Here is a 14,709-nt window from a genome sequence, read left to right on the forward strand (position 1 = left end):
TGGATCGTTCATAGCATCTCGGGAGAGAAAAATGCTGATCTTGATCGCAGGCCCCTATCGTTCGGGAACCGGGGACGACCCGGCGAAAATGGCCGCCAACCTGAAGCGGCTGGAAGAGCCGTCCTATGCGCTGTTCAAGGCAGGCCACGTGCCTGTCATCGGCGAGTGGGTGGCGCTGCCGGTCTGGCATGCGGCTGGCGGCGCGCGGATCGGCGACGATCTCTATGAGGAGATTTTTCATCCTGTAGCGGGCCGGTTGCTGGCGCTTTGCGAGGCCGTTCTGCGCCTGCCGGGCGACAGCAAGGGGGCCGATAACGACGTGCGCATTGCCCGCGAGCGTGGCATTCCCGTCTATTATCGCCTGGAGGACGTACCCGGCTGCAGCGGGCCGCTGGTCGCGTGAACGTGCAGGCCCGGCAGTTGTAGCCTGCCGGGCATCCCTAAACGACGGCGGACGGCAGCGATCTGCGGCGCCTTGCCACTTCTGCTTGTCAATCGGGGTGACTTCCTTTCTTCTGCGGCCGGTCTTTGCTTTGGAGCGACACGGGCAGGAAGCGCGCGGTTCTCCGCGCGCATGCCGCATCGATCCACAGGAACTGACAGAACCGGTTCGGTCCATCGACATCACGTCAACCGGTCCGCATGATCGCAGAGGAGAGCTCAAAGTGTTGAAACTGTTCTACGCCCCCGCAACCTGTTCACTGGCTTCGCATATCGCGCTGGAAGAAGCGGGCGCCGAATACGAGGCGCGCCGTGTCGATTTTTCGACAGCCGAGCAGACCAAGCCCGACTATCTCGCGGTGAACCCGAAGGCGCGGGTCCCCGCACTCCTGACCGACAGGGGTGTCATCACCGAAACGCCGGCAATCCTGACCTATATCGCGCAGGCCTTTCCGGCTGCGAAGCTCGCTCCGGCGAACGACGCCTTCGCCTTCGCGCAGTTGCAGTCGTTTCTGAATTACCTCTGCTCGACGGTGCATATTGCCCACGCCCATGGCCGCCGCGGCGCACGCTGGGCCGACGATCCGGCCGCGCATGAGGCGATGAAGGCCAAGGTCGCCTCCAACATGACCGCCTGCTACGAACTGATAGAAAGCAAGATGTTCGAAGGGCCGTTCGTTTTTGGCGACAGCTATTCGATCGCCGATCCCTATCTCTTCACCGTCGCCGGCTGGATCGAGTCGGACGGTGTGGATCCCGCGCGCTTCCCAAAAATCGTCGATCATCGCAACCGCATGACCGCACGTCCAGCCGTCGCCCGGGTGCTGGCGATGCTGAAGGTCTGACGCCTCGGCAGTTGCGGCTACATCAGGATGTAGTTCTTCGGCTGCGGTAGAGGTGGAAGGTTGGTCTCGCCCAGCGCCTCGCGCAGGTTGATTTCGATGGTCTCGGCAAGCGCAACGATCGGCAAGTCGTTCGGCAACACGCCGAACGGCTCCTCCAGCTCGTCGCCGAGCGCGTCGAGGCCGAAGAAGGTGTATGCGACAAGCGCGGTGACGAAGGGCGTCGCCCAGCCGAGCGCATCGGCAAAGCCGAAGGGCAGCAGAAAGCAGAAGAGATAGGCGGTGCGGTGCAGGAGCAGCGTATAGCCGAACGGCACGGGGGTGTTGCGGATCCGCTCGCAGGCCGCAAGCATGGCCGACATCTTGCCGAGCGTGCCATCCAGCTGCGCCCACTGAAAGTCGCTGATCGTGCCGGTTCCGTGCAGTCCGGCGAGAATGCCGCCCATTTCGCGCAGCAGAAAGTCCGGTCCGTTGCGGCTTGCCTTGTAGCCGGCAACGAGATCTGTCGGCAGCCGCGCTAGCGGTCTACCGACATCGCTTCCCGGCCGCAGATGGCAGACCAGCGCGTGGCCAAAGGCGATCGTGATGTCGAGCAGGCGCTGCCGCTCGGTTCCGGCAAGGATCAGCGTCTGGCGGGCGAGGTCGCGTGCGGTGAAGATCAACTGTCCCCAGTCCTTCCGCGCCTCCCACCAGCGGTCGTAGCAGGCATTGTTGCGGAAGCCGAGAAACACGGAGAGCGCGATGCCGAGCAACGCGAAGGGGCCGCTGCTGACGCTCGGCACCAGGCCGGGATCGACGCGGTGCGCCCAGACGACGAAAGCGGAGAGCGCAAAGACGAACAGCACTTGCGGAAAGATCCGCTGGATGACCGAACCCCGGAGGATGAAGAAGAGTTTCAAAAGGGTGGGGCGGTTGCGAACGATCATGGAAATACCTGTCCGGCTGTTCGCTTAACCGGTATAGGCGCTGGCTTGGAAATGGAAGAGCCGTCCGTTGGGCGACGTCCCCCGCGTAGCCAGGATTATTTTGCCTGGGATGTCGGGCTTCCTGTCTGCCGCGCGTCCTTGGCGTGTAACGCCAACAGGGAGACAATGACGATGCGCAAGGTGGTTGCAGGCATGCAGATGTCCATCGACGGTCTGATCGACGGGCCGGATGGCTATACGGACTGGGTCGATTCCTGGTCGGATACGTTCGACCTCCTGCCCGAGATCGACGCCTGCGTCCTCGGGAACGGCATGTATTCGGGCTACGAGCAGTATTGGAGCGCGATCAAGCGCGACCCGCATGCGCCGCTGGAGTTCACCGGCCAGTTGCCGACGCCCGAAGAAATCGAATATGCGGACTTTGCGCTTGGCACGCCGCATTATGTCCTCTCGAAAACCCGTTCCGACGTCGAATGGGAAAACGCCAGGATCGTGCGCGACGTCTCCGAAATCGAGACGCTCAGGCAGGCGCCGGGCCGAACCATCTATGTCGTCGGCGGCGCGCGCACGGTGTCGAGCCTGATGGACCACGGCCTGATCGACGAACTGCGTCTCACCATCCACCCGCTCGTGGTCGGCAAGGGCAAGGCGCTGTTCGACACCGTGGCGGAGCGCCATCATGTGCAGCTCGATAACGTGAAGCGACTGGATGGTGGCAAGGTCTGCCTGGTCTACAAGGTCGGCGGCAGAGCCTGACCTGGCTCGAGGAAGCTCGCGGCGAGCCGCCTTGGCGCCTTCTCGCGCCAGGCGGCAACCAGCCGCCCGGTTAGGCTTTGGTCGTCGATTTCCGAAAGCCGCACCAGCATAGCGGGCCAGCCCTTGTAGTGATCCGTTTGAAAGTAGAGCCCCGGGTCGAGCTCCAGCAGCATTTCCTTTTCTTCGAGCGCGCACATGACGACCAGCGTCTCGCCATCCTTCATGCGCACAAAACTCTTGTCTTTCACCAGCAGCGCCGGCGTACCGTAGGACGTGCCGATCGTCACTTCGGGCAGGCCTGCGGCCTCCGCCAGCCTGACGACACGGATGAAGTTGCGCTCGAGATCGTCGCTCATCCGGCCAGCATATCACAGTGCAGCTTCAAAGCCGCAGGTCCTAGAGGCGGCTGCCGGTGCACTCCGCCGTGCGTGGCCACGGCCAGCCCGGGAAGGGCAGGTCACCGAGTTCGCGCCCATCCATCCGTTCGAGATCCGGATGCTGCAGCGGATCGCGCGCCCAGGCGAGCGGCGCATCGTCCTTTCGGTCGTCGGATGTTTTGAGCGGCGTCAGTTTCGAGAGAAGCCTAAACATGGCGGACCATCCTTTCGATGCTTGGATGATCCGCCTGTCCTGTCATCTTTTCAATTGAGAATGGCAGAGATCGTGTTTAGAAAAACTATATGAGAGATCTGAACACGGTACATTTGAACGGGCTGCGCGCCGTCGAGGCTGTCGGCAGGCTGGCATCGCTGGCCGCCGCGGCGGAAGAATTGGGCGTGACCCCTGGCGCCGTCAGCCAGCAGATTGCCAAGGCGGAGGCCCAGCTCGGCCGCGTGTTGTTCGAGCGCACCCCGCGCGGCCTCGTGCCCACCGATTTCGGCGAGCGCTTCCTCGCGCGCATCAGCAACGCCTTTCACGAGCTGGCAGAGGCCGTGGCTTCAGCGCGCCGCCGCGACGAGTCGGTGCTGACCATCTCGGTCGCGCCGGTCTTTGCCGCCCGCTGGCTGGTCTATCGGCTCAACCGTTTTGCCGAACGGCATCCCGACATTCGCCTGCGCATCGACGCGACGACAAAGCTCGTCAATCTCGACACGTCGGATGTGGATGTCGGCATTCGCGTTGGTACGGGCGAGTGGCCGGGCGTGAAATCCGAGCCGCTGTTGCAGCAGGAGGTTTTTCCGGTCTGTTCGCCGGCCATGGCCGAAGGGCTGCGGAAGCCTGCAGATATTCTAAAACTGCCCGCTGTTATTGACGGCCATTCGATGTTCAGCTGGGAGGTGTGGCTCCGCGAAGTCGGGCTCTCGGGCGCGGAAGTGAACGTGCGCCACACCTTCAATGAGGCGTCGCTGGTGCTCGATGCCGCGATCTCCGGCCAGGGGGTGATGCTCGCCTGGCAGACACTCGCCGGCTTTGCGATCGCGCAGGGCAGCCTTGTGGTACCGTTCGGCATCAGGGTGCCGACGGGCTTCGGCCACTACTTCGTCAGCGCGCCGTCACGGCGCGAAAGCAAGGCCGCCAAGGCATTCAAGCGCTGGGTTCGTGATGAGGTGGAGGAGGGCATGCGCCTGCTCGACATCAAGGCGCCGCGCGTTCGCTTCGACGCGGCGACCATGGGCTGATCGCAGGGAGGCCCCCCTTATTGACCGCTCAGTCCGCCAGTTCTTTCAGGCGTTCTTCCATCATAGCCTTGAAGGCCGGGCGGGCATGGCAACGGGCAAGCCAGGCCGAAACCCGCGGATGCTTGTCGAACAGCTGCGTCTGGCTCATGGCGTAGCGGAAGACCTCCGCAAGATTGAGGTCGGCGACGGTGAAGCGATCGCCGACGAGATAGTCGCGTCCGTCGAGGTGGCTTTCCATGCGGGCAAAGACCTTGTCGAGCGACGTCACGCATCTGGCGATCATCGCCTTGCCTTCATCCGTGTTCTCGGCGCCGTAGTCGTAGGTCAGGATGATCTCGACGGTGTGCGGCTCGACCTCGGTCGCCGCCCACATCGTCCAGTTGCCGATCAAGCCTTCCTCGGCGATATCGGCAGGCGCCAGTGGGCCGCCATACTTGCGCGCGAGATAGAGATTGTTGGCAAGCGATTCCGTCAGCACCACGCCATCATCCTCGATCGCCGGGATCAGCCCCATCGGATTGACGGCGAGGAAGGCGAGCGACTTGGTGTTGATCGGCGCATCAGCAGCCAACGGATCGGCGACGCGGCGTGCCTGGATGACCGGTACCGATTGGAAAGGGATGCCGAGTTCCCGCGCCATCCAGTAATTGCGCGATGCGCGCGAGCGATAAACCCCATAGATCGTCAGCATGCCGTGTTCCTCCCGTCCTGTGTTGTCGCCTGTCTTAGGCAAGCACCGGGAGTGACGGAAGCGGGCGGCGCTGATAGCACACATGAAATCTTTTGATGGTCCGTGCGGCGCTTTGCCGACTTGCGTTTGCGGACGCAGATCTTTAGCTGTCGCACGTCGATTTGGGGATGCGTTTGGCAAGGCTTTTAGGGGATCGGTTGACGAACTTGGCGGCGCGCATGCTTTGCGCGCTGGTCCTCGTCGTTTCGGCCTTGATCCAGCAACCGGCCGCCGCCATGCCGCGGTCGCCGGATGCGATCGCCTACGTCCTCCCGGATGGCAGCCTTGCCGATCTTTGCCTCTCTGGCCACGACGATCCCGATGGAAAAGGTGGCACGAAGGGCCACGGCTGCCAGTCCTGCTGCCTGGTTGCGCCCGCCGACCTGCCGGCGCCTTACCCGATCGTCTTGCCGTCGCAAGCCCGCGCGCGCCCGCTTTCCGTTCCGGCCGGCGATTTCGGTTTCGTTCGCTCGGTGCTCTTAACCGGAGCAGGGCCAAGGGCGCCACCAACGGTTTTCTCCGCCTGATACGCGCTTGAACGACAGCTGATTGGCCTTGGGGCGTCGCTCTTCGACGCGCATTGCCGTGATCGGCGGTCGTCCCGATCACCAAGAGGCGAAGCCGTGCAAACGGTCCTTCCCGGAGAAAACCATGACAACCGCATCCTTCACCAATGCCGTGGACAGCCCCGCGGCCACAGAGCGCGGCATCTCGCTCTACCGTGCCATCTGGCGCTGGCACTTCTTTGCCGGCCTGCTCGTCATCCCCTTTATGATCAGCCTGGCGCTGACCGGGGGGCTTTATCTGTTCAACGACGAGATCGACGATACCGTCTTTGCCTACCGCAACGTCGTGCCAGTGGGCGCCGAACGGATGTCGCCCTCGGCGATCGTCGCGACGGCGGTGGAGTCCGTGCCGGGCAGCGCTGCCGTGTCCTATCGCACGCCGGCCGGTGCGGATCGCTCCGCACGCGTCACCGTCGGCATCGGCAAGGCGCGCATGCTGGTCTTCGTCGATCCCTACACCGGCTCGATCCTCGACCGGGTCGCGCCATCGGAGGAGTTCAACCAGGTGGTCGAGGACCTGCACAGCCTCGATTATTTCGGCAAGTCGGTCGAAACAATCATCGAGATCGTTGCGGGCTTTGCCATCCTGTTGGTCTTCACCGGCATCTATCTCTGGTGGCCGCGCCAGCAGACCGGCGGTGTGTTGACCGTGCGCGGCACGCCGGCACGCCGGGTGTTCTGGCGCGATCTCCATGCGGTGACCGGTATCGGCGCCGGCCTGCTGATCGTCTTTCTCGCCTTCTCCGGGCTTCTGTGGTCCGGCTATTGGGGTGCAACGGTCAACGGCAAGCTGACGGCGATGGGGCTCGGCTATCCGGCAGCGCTTTGGGATGAGGTCCCGACCTCCAGCAAGGTGTCGACCGACGTGCTGCCCAGGGCCAATTGGCTGATGGAAAACGCGCCGGTTCCGGCGTCCAGCGGTGGCGCGGGCGAGCCGATCGGGATCGATCGCGCCGTCGCGATCGCGGATGCTGAGGGCATGCTGCCCGGCTACGAGCTCGCGATCCCGCTCGACGAGACTGCCGTCTATACGGCCGCCATCTTTCCCGCCGACCTTGCGCGGGAGCGCACGATCCATATCGATCAATATTCCGGCAAGCCGCTCGTCGACATTTCCTTTGGCGATTACCCGGCGTTCGGCAAGGCCATCGAATGGAGCATCAACGTGCACAAGGGGCAGGAATGGGGGCGCTTCAACCAGCTCCTGATGCTGGCCGCCTGCATTTCTATCGTGCTCGTTTCCCTTTCCGCCGTCATCATGTGGTGGAAGCGGCGCCCGGCGGGACGCATCGGCGTGCCCCCGATGCCGCCGCGGCGCAGCGTCTATGTGGGCTTGTGGCTCATGGCCATTGTCTTCGGGCTGGCGTTTCCGTTGACGGGCATCGCGATCGTCGTCATGGTGATCGTCGATCAATTGCTGATGCGCGTTGCACCGGTGCGCCGACGGTTGTCCTGAACGGGCATTAAGGGGTGGCGTCATCCACCCCTTCTATCGCCTCTTGCAACTTGACCGTTGCAACCTCTACACGATTTTTCTACAGTTATTTAGGAAGAGCTAACTCTTGCTCGTCTAACGTGAAGTGGGGAAAGATCGACCAGCGACGCGGCGAAGAGCGTCGGGAGGCCTTGCTTGGCGAAGAACACGTCCCGCAATCCGCGATATGCCGCTCTCAATGCCGGCGGCAACGCGGAAACGCGCCGCCTGATCGACGCCAGCAATCGGCTGGCCGAGGAGGTCGCGCGCATCTTTCCGAGCGAACCCGATATCGCCGATCGCCACTACTGGTTGGAGACGATCATCAACCACGTGCCGGACTACATCTACGCCAAGGATGTGGAGGGGCGGTTCCTGATCGCCAATCAGGTGACGGTTGCCGACAACGGGCTCGAAGCCATGAAGGATATCGTCGGCAAGACCGATTTCGATCTCCATCCGCCGCAGATGGCCAAGGCGATTGCCGACATTGAGCGTCGCGTCATCGAAACCGGCGAGCCGATCTTCGGCATCGAGGAACGGGCCATCGTTAGCAAGGGCCGCGATCGCTGGCTGATGACCTCCAAGGTGCCGCTGCGCAACAAGAGCGGCAAGATCGTCGGCATCGTCGGCGTTTCGCGTGACATCTCCGACCGCAAGGCGGCCGAGCGGCTGCTCGAAGGGCAGGCGCGCCTGCTTGAGATGATCGCCAACGGCCGGCCGCTCGACGCCTTCTTCCGCGACATGATCCTGTTGATCGAAGCCTTGATGCCGGGCATCAAGGGCTCGGTGCTGCTGCTGTCGCCCGATGGCCGCTATCTCTTCCACGGCGCAGCGCCAAGCCTCGACGAGGCCTATTGCGCGACCATCCACGGCGTCGAGATCGGCCCGCGCATGGGCTCCTGCGGCACGGCCGCCTGGCGCGGCGAGCAGGTGATCGTCTCGGATATTCAGGTCGATCCGCTCTGGGACGATTATCGCGAGCTGGTGCTTCCCTACGGCTTCCGCTCCTGTTGGTCGACCCCGATCCATTCGCGTGAGCGCAAGGTGCTCGGCACCTTCGCGCTCTATTCCGATGTCGTCGGCGTGCCCGACGACGGACAAAAGGAACTGATCGCCATGGCGGCGCATCTCGCCGGCATCGCGATCGAGCGCAAGCAGGCGGAAGATCGCATCAGCTTCATGGCGCACCACGACGCGCTGACCGGTCTGCCCAACCGCGCACAGTTCGAGGAACAGGTCGCCGAGGCGCTGGAAGCCCTGCGCGGCAGCGGCCAGTGGGCGGTGCTCGCCTTCCTCGATCTCGACAATTTCAAGCTGGTCAACGATACGCTCGGCCACGCCGCCGGCGACGAACTCTTGAAGGTCACGGCCTCGCGCATGCGCGCTTCGGTGCGCAAGTCCGACATGGTCGTGCGGGTCGGCGGCGATGAATTCATCCTGCTTTTGAACGGGCTTCCCTGCGAGCGCGATATCGTGCTGGCTCGGCTCGAGGATATCCGGCGAGCGATCGCCGCGCCGATGCAGATCGAGGGCCGCAGCCTGCAGGTCACCTGCAGCATGGGGGTCGCCTGTTTTCCCAATCAGGGCAAGACGGTCGGCGAACTGCTCGCCAATGCCGACATGGCGATGTACCGGGCCAAGGAGCTCGGCCGCAACAACCTGCAGGTCTTCACCGAAGAGATGGCCGCCAAGGCGCATGAGAAGCTCAAGCAGCAGGAGGAGCTGCGCCAGGCGCTCGCGCGGCAAGAGTTCTTCCTGCAGTTCCAGCCGCAGATGAATCTGGCGACTGGCCGCGTTTTCGCGGCCGAAGCCTTGCTGCGCTGGCGCCACCCCGAACGCGGCACGGTCTCGCCGGCGGCGTTCATTCCGCTCGCCGAAGAAACCGGGCTGATCGTGCCGATCGGCGACTGGGTGCTGCGCGCGGCCTGCCGCCAGGCCAGGGCCTGGCAGGATGCCGGCCTGCCGCCGCTGATCATCAGTGTCAACGTTTCGGCGCGCCAGTTCCGTGAGCGCAACTGGGCCGCCCATGTCGCGGCAATTCTCGCAGAGACCGGGCTTGACCCGTTCTGCCTCGAACTGGAACTGACCGAGAGCCTGATCATGCAGGATGTCCCTGGCGCGATCGCCACCATGCACGAGCTGCAGGCGATCGGGGTGCACCTGGCGATCGATGATTTCGGCACCGGCTATTCGAGTTTGAGCGCGCTCAAGCGCTTCCCGGTGCGCCGACTGAAGATCGACCGGTCCTTCGTCGCCGACATTCCGACGGATCTCGACGACAACGCGATCACCGCCGCGATCATTTCGCTTGCGCGGAACCTCGGCCTTCGTGTCATTGCCGAGGGTGTGGAAAACCAGGCCCAGGTGGAATTCCTGCGCCAGAGCGGTTGCGACGAAATTCAGGGCTACTTCTTCAGCCGGCCGCTCTCGGCTCCGGATTTCGAGGCGCTGATGCTGCAGCCGCGGTTCAGTATCCACAGCGTTTGAGCCCTGCCACCCTCGCGACGCAAGCTTCGTTCCAGCCGTAAATGCAAGCATCGCCCCAATCCGTGGGGGCTGTGCGTAGCATTTCGTTAAGCAAATTCATGCAGCACTCCTCATGCCGCACTCAAGCCCCCAGAGTTCGATGTCCTCTTCAGTCCTTTTCTCCCGTCGCCAGTTTCTTCGCTCGTCCGGCGTGGCGCTCGCCTCCGCCGGTCTTGCGAGCTGCACTTCGTCGATGAACACGGATGTCTTTCGCTATGAGACGGCGCCGGTGTTCCGCAATCCAGCGGTCGAGGGACGGTTTACCGATCCGCGCGCCGAAGGCATCTATGAAAGGCAGGATGGCCCAGGGCCAGTTCCAACCGGTCTTCCGCCGCAGGGCCTCTATGTCTCGGACATCTATGCCTCTGTGAGCGACAGTGGCTATCAGGTGCCGGAAATTCCCTATCGCCAGATCGACGCGCGCTTCTACCGCCAGGAGGTCAGCGATCCCTTCGGCGAGCAGCCGGGCACGATCGTCGTCGATACCGGCGACCGCTACCTCTATCTCATCCAGCCGGGTGGCCGGGCGCTGCGTTACGGCGTCGGCCTCGGTCGCGAGGGTTTTGCCTGGTCGGGTCGCGGCGTCATCCAGTGGAAACAGAAGTGGCCGCGCTGGACCCCGCCGGACAGCATGGTCGCCCGCCAGCCACAGCTAAAGCCCTATTCGGCCCAGAACGGCGGTATGGCCCCGGGCCTCAACAATCCGCTTGGTTCGCGCGCGCTCTACATCTTCCAGAACGGCCAGGACACGCTTTACCGCGTTCACGGCACGCCGGAATGGAAGTCGATCGGCAAGGCGGTCTCGTCGGGCTGCGTGCGCATGCTCAACCAGGACGTCATGGATCTCTACGACCGCGTCCGCGGCAAGGCGCCGATCCTCGTTATCTGATGACGGGCAGGGGCGGATATCCGCCCCTCACGTTTCTGCACAGCCCCCACCGCGTCTAGCGGAAGGCAGGTCGGTCAATCCTCGCCGGGGCCGGCATTGAGCTGCCGCGTCAGCTGATGCAGCGTCTCGCGAATGTCTTCTGCTTGCTTCAGGCTGCATCCCGAGGCCCTGCTGATGCCGATCAGGATGCCGAAAGCCTCGTTTTTCAGGTCCTGGCCCTTGTCCGTCAGCCGCACGATCACCTGACGTTCGTCGCTCGGGTCGCGCTGGCGACCGACATAACCGGCTGCCTCCAGGCGCTTGAGAAGCGGCGACAACGTGCCTGAGTCCAGACCGATCTCCTCGCCGATCCGCTTGACCGTCATCTCGTCCTGTTGCCAGAGCGCCAGGAGCACGAGATATTGGGGATAGGTGAGGCCGAAACGATCGAGCAGCGGCTTGTAGGCGCGGTTGAATGCATGCGCCGCAGAGTAGACCGCAAAACACAGCTGCTTGCCGAGCGCGAGTGCTTCCTCGGGAATGGTGTCGCTATGTGCCGCCTTGTTCGCCATGCGCCATTGTCGCAAAAAGACGCTCGGAATGCAATTTGCAAAATTAATTTGCGTACAATTGAATTTTGCGCTATCTAAATCGCATTCACTCAGGAAACGCAAAGGAGACCCCGCCAATGCCCATTCTTTACCGCACCACTGCATCCGCAACCGGTGGCCGCGCCGGCCAGGCCAAAAGCGCCGACGGCGTGCTCGACGTCACACTCACCGTTCCGAAGGAACTTGGCGGCGACGGCGCCCGCGGCACCAATCCCGAGCAGCTCTTTGCAGCCGGCTACTCGGCCTGCTTCCTCGGCGCGCTGAAATTCGTTGCCGGCAAGGAGAAGGTAAAGCTTCCGGAAGACACCACGGTGACGGGAACCGTCGGCATCGGTCCGCGCGAGGATGGCACCGGCTTCGGCATCGACGCTGCGCTCGAAATCTCTTCGCCGGGCGTCGACAAGGCCGTGCTCGAAGATCTCGTCCAGAAGGCGCATATCGTTTGCCCCTACAGCCATGCAACCAAGGGCAACATCGACGTCAAGCTGACCGTCGCCTGAGTTTCTCAGATTGAGTTCTCTCAGATCCCCTGTTGAAAGAAGCCCGGCGGTCTCCGTCGGGCTTCTTTTTTCAGGCATGTTGTGCCGGTCTACTGCAGAACCTCGATGACCCGCCTGCTCTGCGGATCAACCAGCACCCTTTGCTGGTTGACGACGACATAGCCGTAGGTCGGTTGCTGCGGGATCGGGTAGACCTCGACCGTGTCGGGCAGGGGTTCGCCCACGACGACAGTGCCGTCATAGGTCACGGATGGGCTGGTTTGCTGAAGGACGTAGGTTTTGACCTCGCCGGGAACGATGACCGTCGTGGTCTGAGCCAGGGCGACGCCGGAAAAGGCAAGGCTTGCCACAAAACCGGCTAGGATGATTTTCTTCATGACAGTACCTCCTGTCCCTAGCCAACGGTCCGGCGACCGATTGGTTCCCCTGCCGCGGCGCGGGAACCTATGCTTCGACTGGGAGCTGCTGGAACCTATGCTCGGGCTGAGGAGTTGATGAGCAGGAGGTAAAATAGGATGATCGCCAGGCCGAAAACCAGAACCTGCGCGCTTGCGCAGCGAGAGCTCGAATGCGCGACCGCATTGCGCGAGGAGTTCCAACTGCTGACGGATCTCGCCGAGCGGGTAGGGTGGCATTGGGACGAGATCGCCTTGGCTCTGCTGGAGTTGACGGACGAATACGCCGCCACCCAGCGGGCCGCCGTTGCGGTGAGCGGGCGCCGCTTGAGCGCTTCACCCTCCCCAACACACGGCATTGACAAGACACGGCATTGATCGGCACGGCGGGCCGTCGAGTCATTTCGCCGTGCCGTTCCGGCATCCCGCGCGGGCCTTAAGCCTTCTTCAGAAATTCGGTGCGCATCACCCGACCCTTGGTCTTTTCGACGCGGCACTCGACTTCATCGGGGGAGGATGCGCTTGACCATCGTCCCGCGCTTCAGCGTCGTCGCGGTTCCCTTGCCTTTCAGGTCTCTGATCAGGGTGACGTTGTCGCCGTCCTTGAGGATGGCGCCGATTGAATCCTTCACATCCATGCGGATGTTCCAGAAATGACGACGCGCCCTGATTTGGTCAGGGCGCGTGGGAATGGATGGGCCGCGTCGGCCGGTCGTGGTTAGCGTCGGCTAAGGCTGCCGAGGATGCCGCGCACCAGGGCGCGGCCGACCTGGGTCGCGACTGTGCGGGCGACCGATTTCATCGCCGCTTCGACGACCGTCTCGCGCTGGTAGCCGGAGCTGCGCGGGCGCGCCTGCTTGCCGGCCGGTGCCGCCTGATCGTCGTCGCCAAAGCCCGGCAGCGTCCAGCGGCTGCCGCCGGTGTTCGCCTCGCTCGTCTGCTGCTCGGCCTGAGACTGTGCCTCGGCCTGTGCGTCGGCTGCCTTTTTGGCGCGCGCTGCCAGAATTTCGTAGGCCGATTCACGGTCGAAATCCTCATCGTAAAGCTCACGGACCGGGCTGACGTCCATGACCTTCTTCCGTTCGGCCTCCGTCAGGGGACCGACGCGGGACTGTGGCGGTCGCACCAGCGTACGCTCGACCATCGAGGGCGCGCCCTTGCCTTCGAGCGTGGAGACCAGAGCCTCGCCGGTGCCGAGATTGGTGATCACCGTGGCGCAGTCGAAATCCGGGTTCGGGCGGAAGGTGTCGGCGGCGGTCTTCACCGCCTTCTGGTCGCGCGGCGTATAGGCGCGCAGCGCGTGCTGAACGCGGTTTCCGAGCTGACCGAGAACCGTGTCGGGCACGTCGAGCGGGTTCTGGGTGACGAAATAGACGCCAACGCCCTTGGAGCGGATGAGGCGCACGACCTGTTCAACGCGCTCGATCAGTGCCTTCGGCGCGTCGTTGAAGAGCAGATGCGCCTCGTCGAAGAAGAAGACCAGCTTCGGCTTGTCCGGGTCGCCCACTTCCGGCAGCTCCTCGAACAGTTCCGACAGCAGCCAGAGCAGGAAGGTGGCGTAGAGCCGCGGGTTCATCATCAGCTTGTCGGCCGCCAGCACCGAGATCGCGCCGCGGCCGTCATTGGTGGTGCGCATGATGTCGGAAATCTTCAGCGCCGGCTCGCCGAAGAAATGTTCGGCGCCCTGCTGTTCGAGGATCAGCAGCTCGCGCTGAAGCGAGCCGACCGAGGACTTGGAAATGAAACCGAACTGATTGGAAAGCGTGCTGGCATTGTCGCCCATGTAGTTGAGCAGCGCCTGCAGATCCTTGAGGTCGAGCAGCGGCAGTCCGCCCTCATCGGCGATCTTGAAGGCGATGTTGAGCACGCCTTCCTGCGCGTCGGTCGCGTTCATAAGCCGCGACAGGAGCAGCGGGCCCATCTCCGACATGGTGGTGCGAACGCGATGGCCCTTCTCGCCGTAGATATCCCAGAAGATGACCGGGAATTCCTGAAACTCGTAAGGATTGGTCGGCAGGCCGATCTGTTCGGCACGCTTCAGGATGAAATCCTTGGCCTCGCCGATCGCGCCGATGCCGGAGAGGTCGCCCTTGACGTCGGCGCAGAAGACCGGGACGCCAGCGTTGGAAAAGCCTTCGGCAAGCACCTGCAGGGTGATCGTCTTGCCGGTGCCGGTGGCGCCGGTGACCAGGCCGTGGCGATTGCCGAACTTGAGCTCCAGATACTCGCCCTTGTTGATCGAATCATCAGGCTTGCGGCTGGTGCCGATAAAGAGCTTGCCTTCTTCCAGCATGTGGGCTTCATCTCCGTTTCATCAATGAAAGCGGGCGGTTCGCAGTGTCGCAGGGGCGCGCCGTCATCGAAATGTGCCTGGATTTCTGTTATAGGTGGTGCGGTTGCGCCCGGCAACAAGGCTGTGCCCATCCGCGACCGGAATGCGGCGATATCGACG

Annotated in this window: 17 protein-coding genes and 1 pseudogene; 10 read left to right on the top strand and 8 right to left on the bottom strand. The window is 63.3% G+C overall.

The window, feature by feature from the left end:
* Positions 1-31: 31 nt before the first annotated feature.
* Together IB263_RS04765 and IB263_RS04770 are read left to right on the top strand one after the other, a co-directional pair.
* Complete coding sequence (locus IB263_RS04765; protein WP_113293406.1) at positions 32-403, top strand: DUF4406 domain-containing protein; 372 nt, start codon at positions 32-34, stop codon at positions 401-403.
* Positions 404-665: 262 nt separating this feature from the next.
* A complete protein-coding gene (locus IB263_RS04770) occupies positions 666-1,286 on the top strand; it encodes a glutathione S-transferase family protein (protein WP_192437773.1) in 621 nt (206 codons plus the stop codon).
* A gap of 17 nt (positions 1,287-1,303) precedes the next feature.
* On the opposite strand, the gene IB263_RS04775 is transcribed toward IB263_RS04770, so the two are convergent.
* Complete coding sequence (locus IB263_RS04775) at positions 1,304-2,209, bottom strand: bestrophin family protein (RefSeq protein ID WP_060516261.1); 906 nt, start codon at positions 2,207-2,209, stop codon at positions 1,304-1,306.
* Between the two features lie 165 nt (positions 2,210-2,374).
* Here IB263_RS04775 and IB263_RS04780 point away from each other — a divergent pair, with 165 nt between their 5' ends.
* Positions 2,375-2,965 (top strand): dihydrofolate reductase family protein, encoded by a 591-nt coding sequence (locus tag IB263_RS04780; protein WP_246810956.1) that lies wholly within the window; start codon positions 2,375-2,377, stop codon positions 2,963-2,965.
* Here IB263_RS04780 and IB263_RS04785 read toward each other — a convergent pair.
* Positions 2,941-3,321, bottom strand: coding sequence for an MmcQ/YjbR family DNA-binding protein (locus tag IB263_RS04785; protein ID WP_112975660.1), 381 nt, complete (start codon positions 3,319-3,321; stop codon positions 2,941-2,943). The genes IB263_RS04780 and IB263_RS04785 overlap by 25 nt on opposite strands.
* Positions 3,322-3,361: 40 nt before the next feature.
* The gene (locus IB263_RS04790; protein WP_034789229.1) at positions 3,362-3,556 is read right to left on the bottom strand and encodes a hypothetical protein; all 195 of its coding nucleotides are present in this window, start codon (positions 3,554-3,556) and stop codon (positions 3,362-3,364) included.
* An 89-nt stretch (positions 3,557-3,645) separates the two neighbouring features.
* On the opposite strand from IB263_RS04790, the gene IB263_RS04795 reads away from it, so the two are divergent.
* Positions 3,646-4,584, top strand: coding sequence for a LysR substrate-binding domain-containing protein (locus tag IB263_RS04795; RefSeq protein ID WP_192437775.1), 939 nt, complete (start codon positions 3,646-3,648; stop codon positions 4,582-4,584).
* Positions 4,585-4,612: 28 nt separating this feature from the next.
* Here the strand turns inward: IB263_RS04795 and IB263_RS04800 are convergent, their stop codons facing one another.
* Positions 4,613-5,275, bottom strand: a complete 663-nt coding sequence (locus IB263_RS04800) for a glutathione S-transferase family protein (RefSeq protein WP_090294718.1) — start codon at positions 5,273-5,275, stop codon at positions 4,613-4,615.
* Between the two features lie 197 nt (positions 5,276-5,472).
* On the opposite strand from IB263_RS04800, the gene IB263_RS04805 reads away from it, so the two are divergent.
* From IB263_RS04805 to IB263_RS04820, 4 genes are all read left to right on the top strand, one after another.
* Positions 5,473-5,841: a hypothetical protein gene (locus IB263_RS04805; RefSeq protein ID WP_113187075.1), complete on the top strand. Its 369-nt coding sequence runs from the start codon at positions 5,473-5,475 to the stop codon at positions 5,839-5,841.
* A gap of 124 nt (positions 5,842-5,965) precedes the next feature.
* Complete coding sequence (locus IB263_RS04810; RefSeq protein ID WP_113187093.1) at positions 5,966-7,336, top strand: PepSY domain-containing protein; 1,371 nt, start codon at positions 5,966-5,968, stop codon at positions 7,334-7,336.
* Positions 7,337-7,510: 174 nt separating this feature from the next.
* Positions 7,511-9,844 carry a bifunctional diguanylate cyclase/phosphodiesterase gene (locus IB263_RS04815; RefSeq protein WP_060516255.1) on the top strand — a complete coding sequence of 778 codons (2,334 nt, stop codon included), beginning with the start codon at positions 7,511-7,513 and terminating at the stop codon, positions 9,842-9,844.
* A gap of 139 nt (positions 9,845-9,983) precedes the next feature.
* Positions 9,984-10,772 carry a L,D-transpeptidase family protein gene (locus IB263_RS04820; RefSeq protein WP_034789236.1) on the top strand — a complete coding sequence of 263 codons (789 nt, stop codon included), beginning with the start codon at positions 9,984-9,986 and terminating at the stop codon, positions 10,770-10,772.
* 74 nt (positions 10,773-10,846) lie between these two features.
* Here the strand turns inward: IB263_RS04820 and IB263_RS04825 are convergent, their stop codons facing one another.
* Positions 10,847-11,323: a MarR family winged helix-turn-helix transcriptional regulator gene (locus IB263_RS04825; protein ID WP_090294715.1), complete on the bottom strand. Its 477-nt coding sequence runs from the start codon at positions 11,321-11,323 to the stop codon at positions 10,847-10,849.
* Positions 11,324-11,439: 116 nt separating this feature from the next.
* On the opposite strand from IB263_RS04825, the gene IB263_RS04830 reads away from it, so the two are divergent.
* The gene (locus tag IB263_RS04830; RefSeq protein WP_043610962.1) at positions 11,440-11,862 is read left to right on the top strand and encodes an organic hydroperoxide resistance protein; all 423 of its coding nucleotides are present in this window, start codon (positions 11,440-11,442) and stop codon (positions 11,860-11,862) included.
* Between the two features lie 89 nt (positions 11,863-11,951).
* On the opposite strand, the gene IB263_RS04835 is transcribed toward IB263_RS04830, so the two are convergent.
* Positions 11,952-12,239 (bottom strand): DUF1236 domain-containing protein, encoded by a 288-nt coding sequence (locus IB263_RS04835; RefSeq protein WP_060584245.1) that lies wholly within the window; start codon positions 12,237-12,239, stop codon positions 11,952-11,954.
* A 138-nt stretch (positions 12,240-12,377) separates the two neighbouring features.
* On the opposite strand from IB263_RS04835, the gene IB263_RS04840 reads away from it, so the two are divergent.
* A complete protein-coding gene (locus IB263_RS04840; protein ID WP_060516252.1) occupies positions 12,378-12,635 on the top strand; it encodes a hypothetical protein in 258 nt (85 codons plus the stop codon).
* Between the two features lie 58 nt (positions 12,636-12,693).
* Here IB263_RS04840 and IB263_RS04845 read toward each other — a convergent pair.
* A pseudogene (locus IB263_RS04845) lies at positions 12,694-12,895 on the bottom strand (PhnA domain-containing protein).
* Positions 12,896-12,975: 80 nt separating this feature from the next.
* On the bottom strand, positions 12,976-14,550 hold the full coding sequence (locus IB263_RS04850; protein ID WP_192437777.1) for a helicase HerA-like C-terminal domain-containing protein: 1,575 nt from the start codon (positions 14,548-14,550) through the stop codon (positions 12,976-12,978).
* Positions 14,551-14,709 lie beyond the last annotated feature (159 nt).

The organism is Ensifer sp. ENS03, assembly GCF_014852035.1.
GTDB lineage: Bacteria > Pseudomonadota > Alphaproteobacteria > Rhizobiales > Rhizobiaceae > Ensifer > Ensifer adhaerens.

Coding starts and splice junctions, on each gene's coding strand:
- IB263_RS04765 (WP_113293406.1), top strand. CDS start 32: ATGCTGATCTTGATCGCAGGCCCCTATCGTTCGGGAACCGGGGACGAC.
- IB263_RS04775 (WP_060516261.1), bottom strand. CDS start 2,209: ATGATCGTTCGCAACCGCCCCACCCTTTTGAAACTCTTCTTCATCCTC.
- IB263_RS04780 (WP_246810956.1), top strand. CDS start 2,375: ATGACGATGCGCAAGGTGGTTGCAGGCATGCAGATGTCCATCGACGGT.
- IB263_RS04785 (WP_112975660.1), bottom strand. CDS start 3,321: ATGAGCGACGATCTCGAGCGCAACTTCATCCGTGTCGTCAGGCTGGCG.
- IB263_RS04790 (WP_034789229.1), bottom strand. CDS start 3,556: ATGTTTAGGCTTCTCTCGAAACTGACGCCGCTCAAAACATCCGACGAC.
- IB263_RS04795 (WP_192437775.1), top strand. CDS start 3,646: ATGAGAGATCTGAACACGGTACATTTGAACGGGCTGCGCGCCGTCGAG.
- IB263_RS04800 (WP_090294718.1), bottom strand. CDS start 5,275: ATGCTGACGATCTATGGGGTTTATCGCTCGCGCGCATCGCGCAATTAC.
- IB263_RS04810 (WP_113187093.1), top strand. CDS start 5,966: ATGACAACCGCATCCTTCACCAATGCCGTGGACAGCCCCGCGGCCACA.
- IB263_RS04820 (WP_034789236.1), top strand. CDS start 9,984: ATGTCCTCTTCAGTCCTTTTCTCCCGTCGCCAGTTTCTTCGCTCGTCC.
- IB263_RS04825 (WP_090294715.1), bottom strand. CDS start 11,323: ATGGCGAACAAGGCGGCACATAGCGACACCATTCCCGAGGAAGCACTC.
- IB263_RS04830 (WP_043610962.1), top strand. CDS start 11,440: ATGCCCATTCTTTACCGCACCACTGCATCCGCAACCGGTGGCCGCGCC.
- IB263_RS04835 (WP_060584245.1), bottom strand. CDS start 12,239: ATGAAGAAAATCATCCTAGCCGGTTTTGTGGCAAGCCTTGCCTTTTCC.
- IB263_RS04840 (WP_060516252.1), top strand. CDS start 12,378: ATGATCGCCAGGCCGAAAACCAGAACCTGCGCGCTTGCGCAGCGAGAG.
- IB263_RS04850 (WP_192437777.1), bottom strand. CDS start 14,550: ATGCTGGAAGAAGGCAAGCTCTTTATCGGCACCAGCCGCAAGCCTGAT.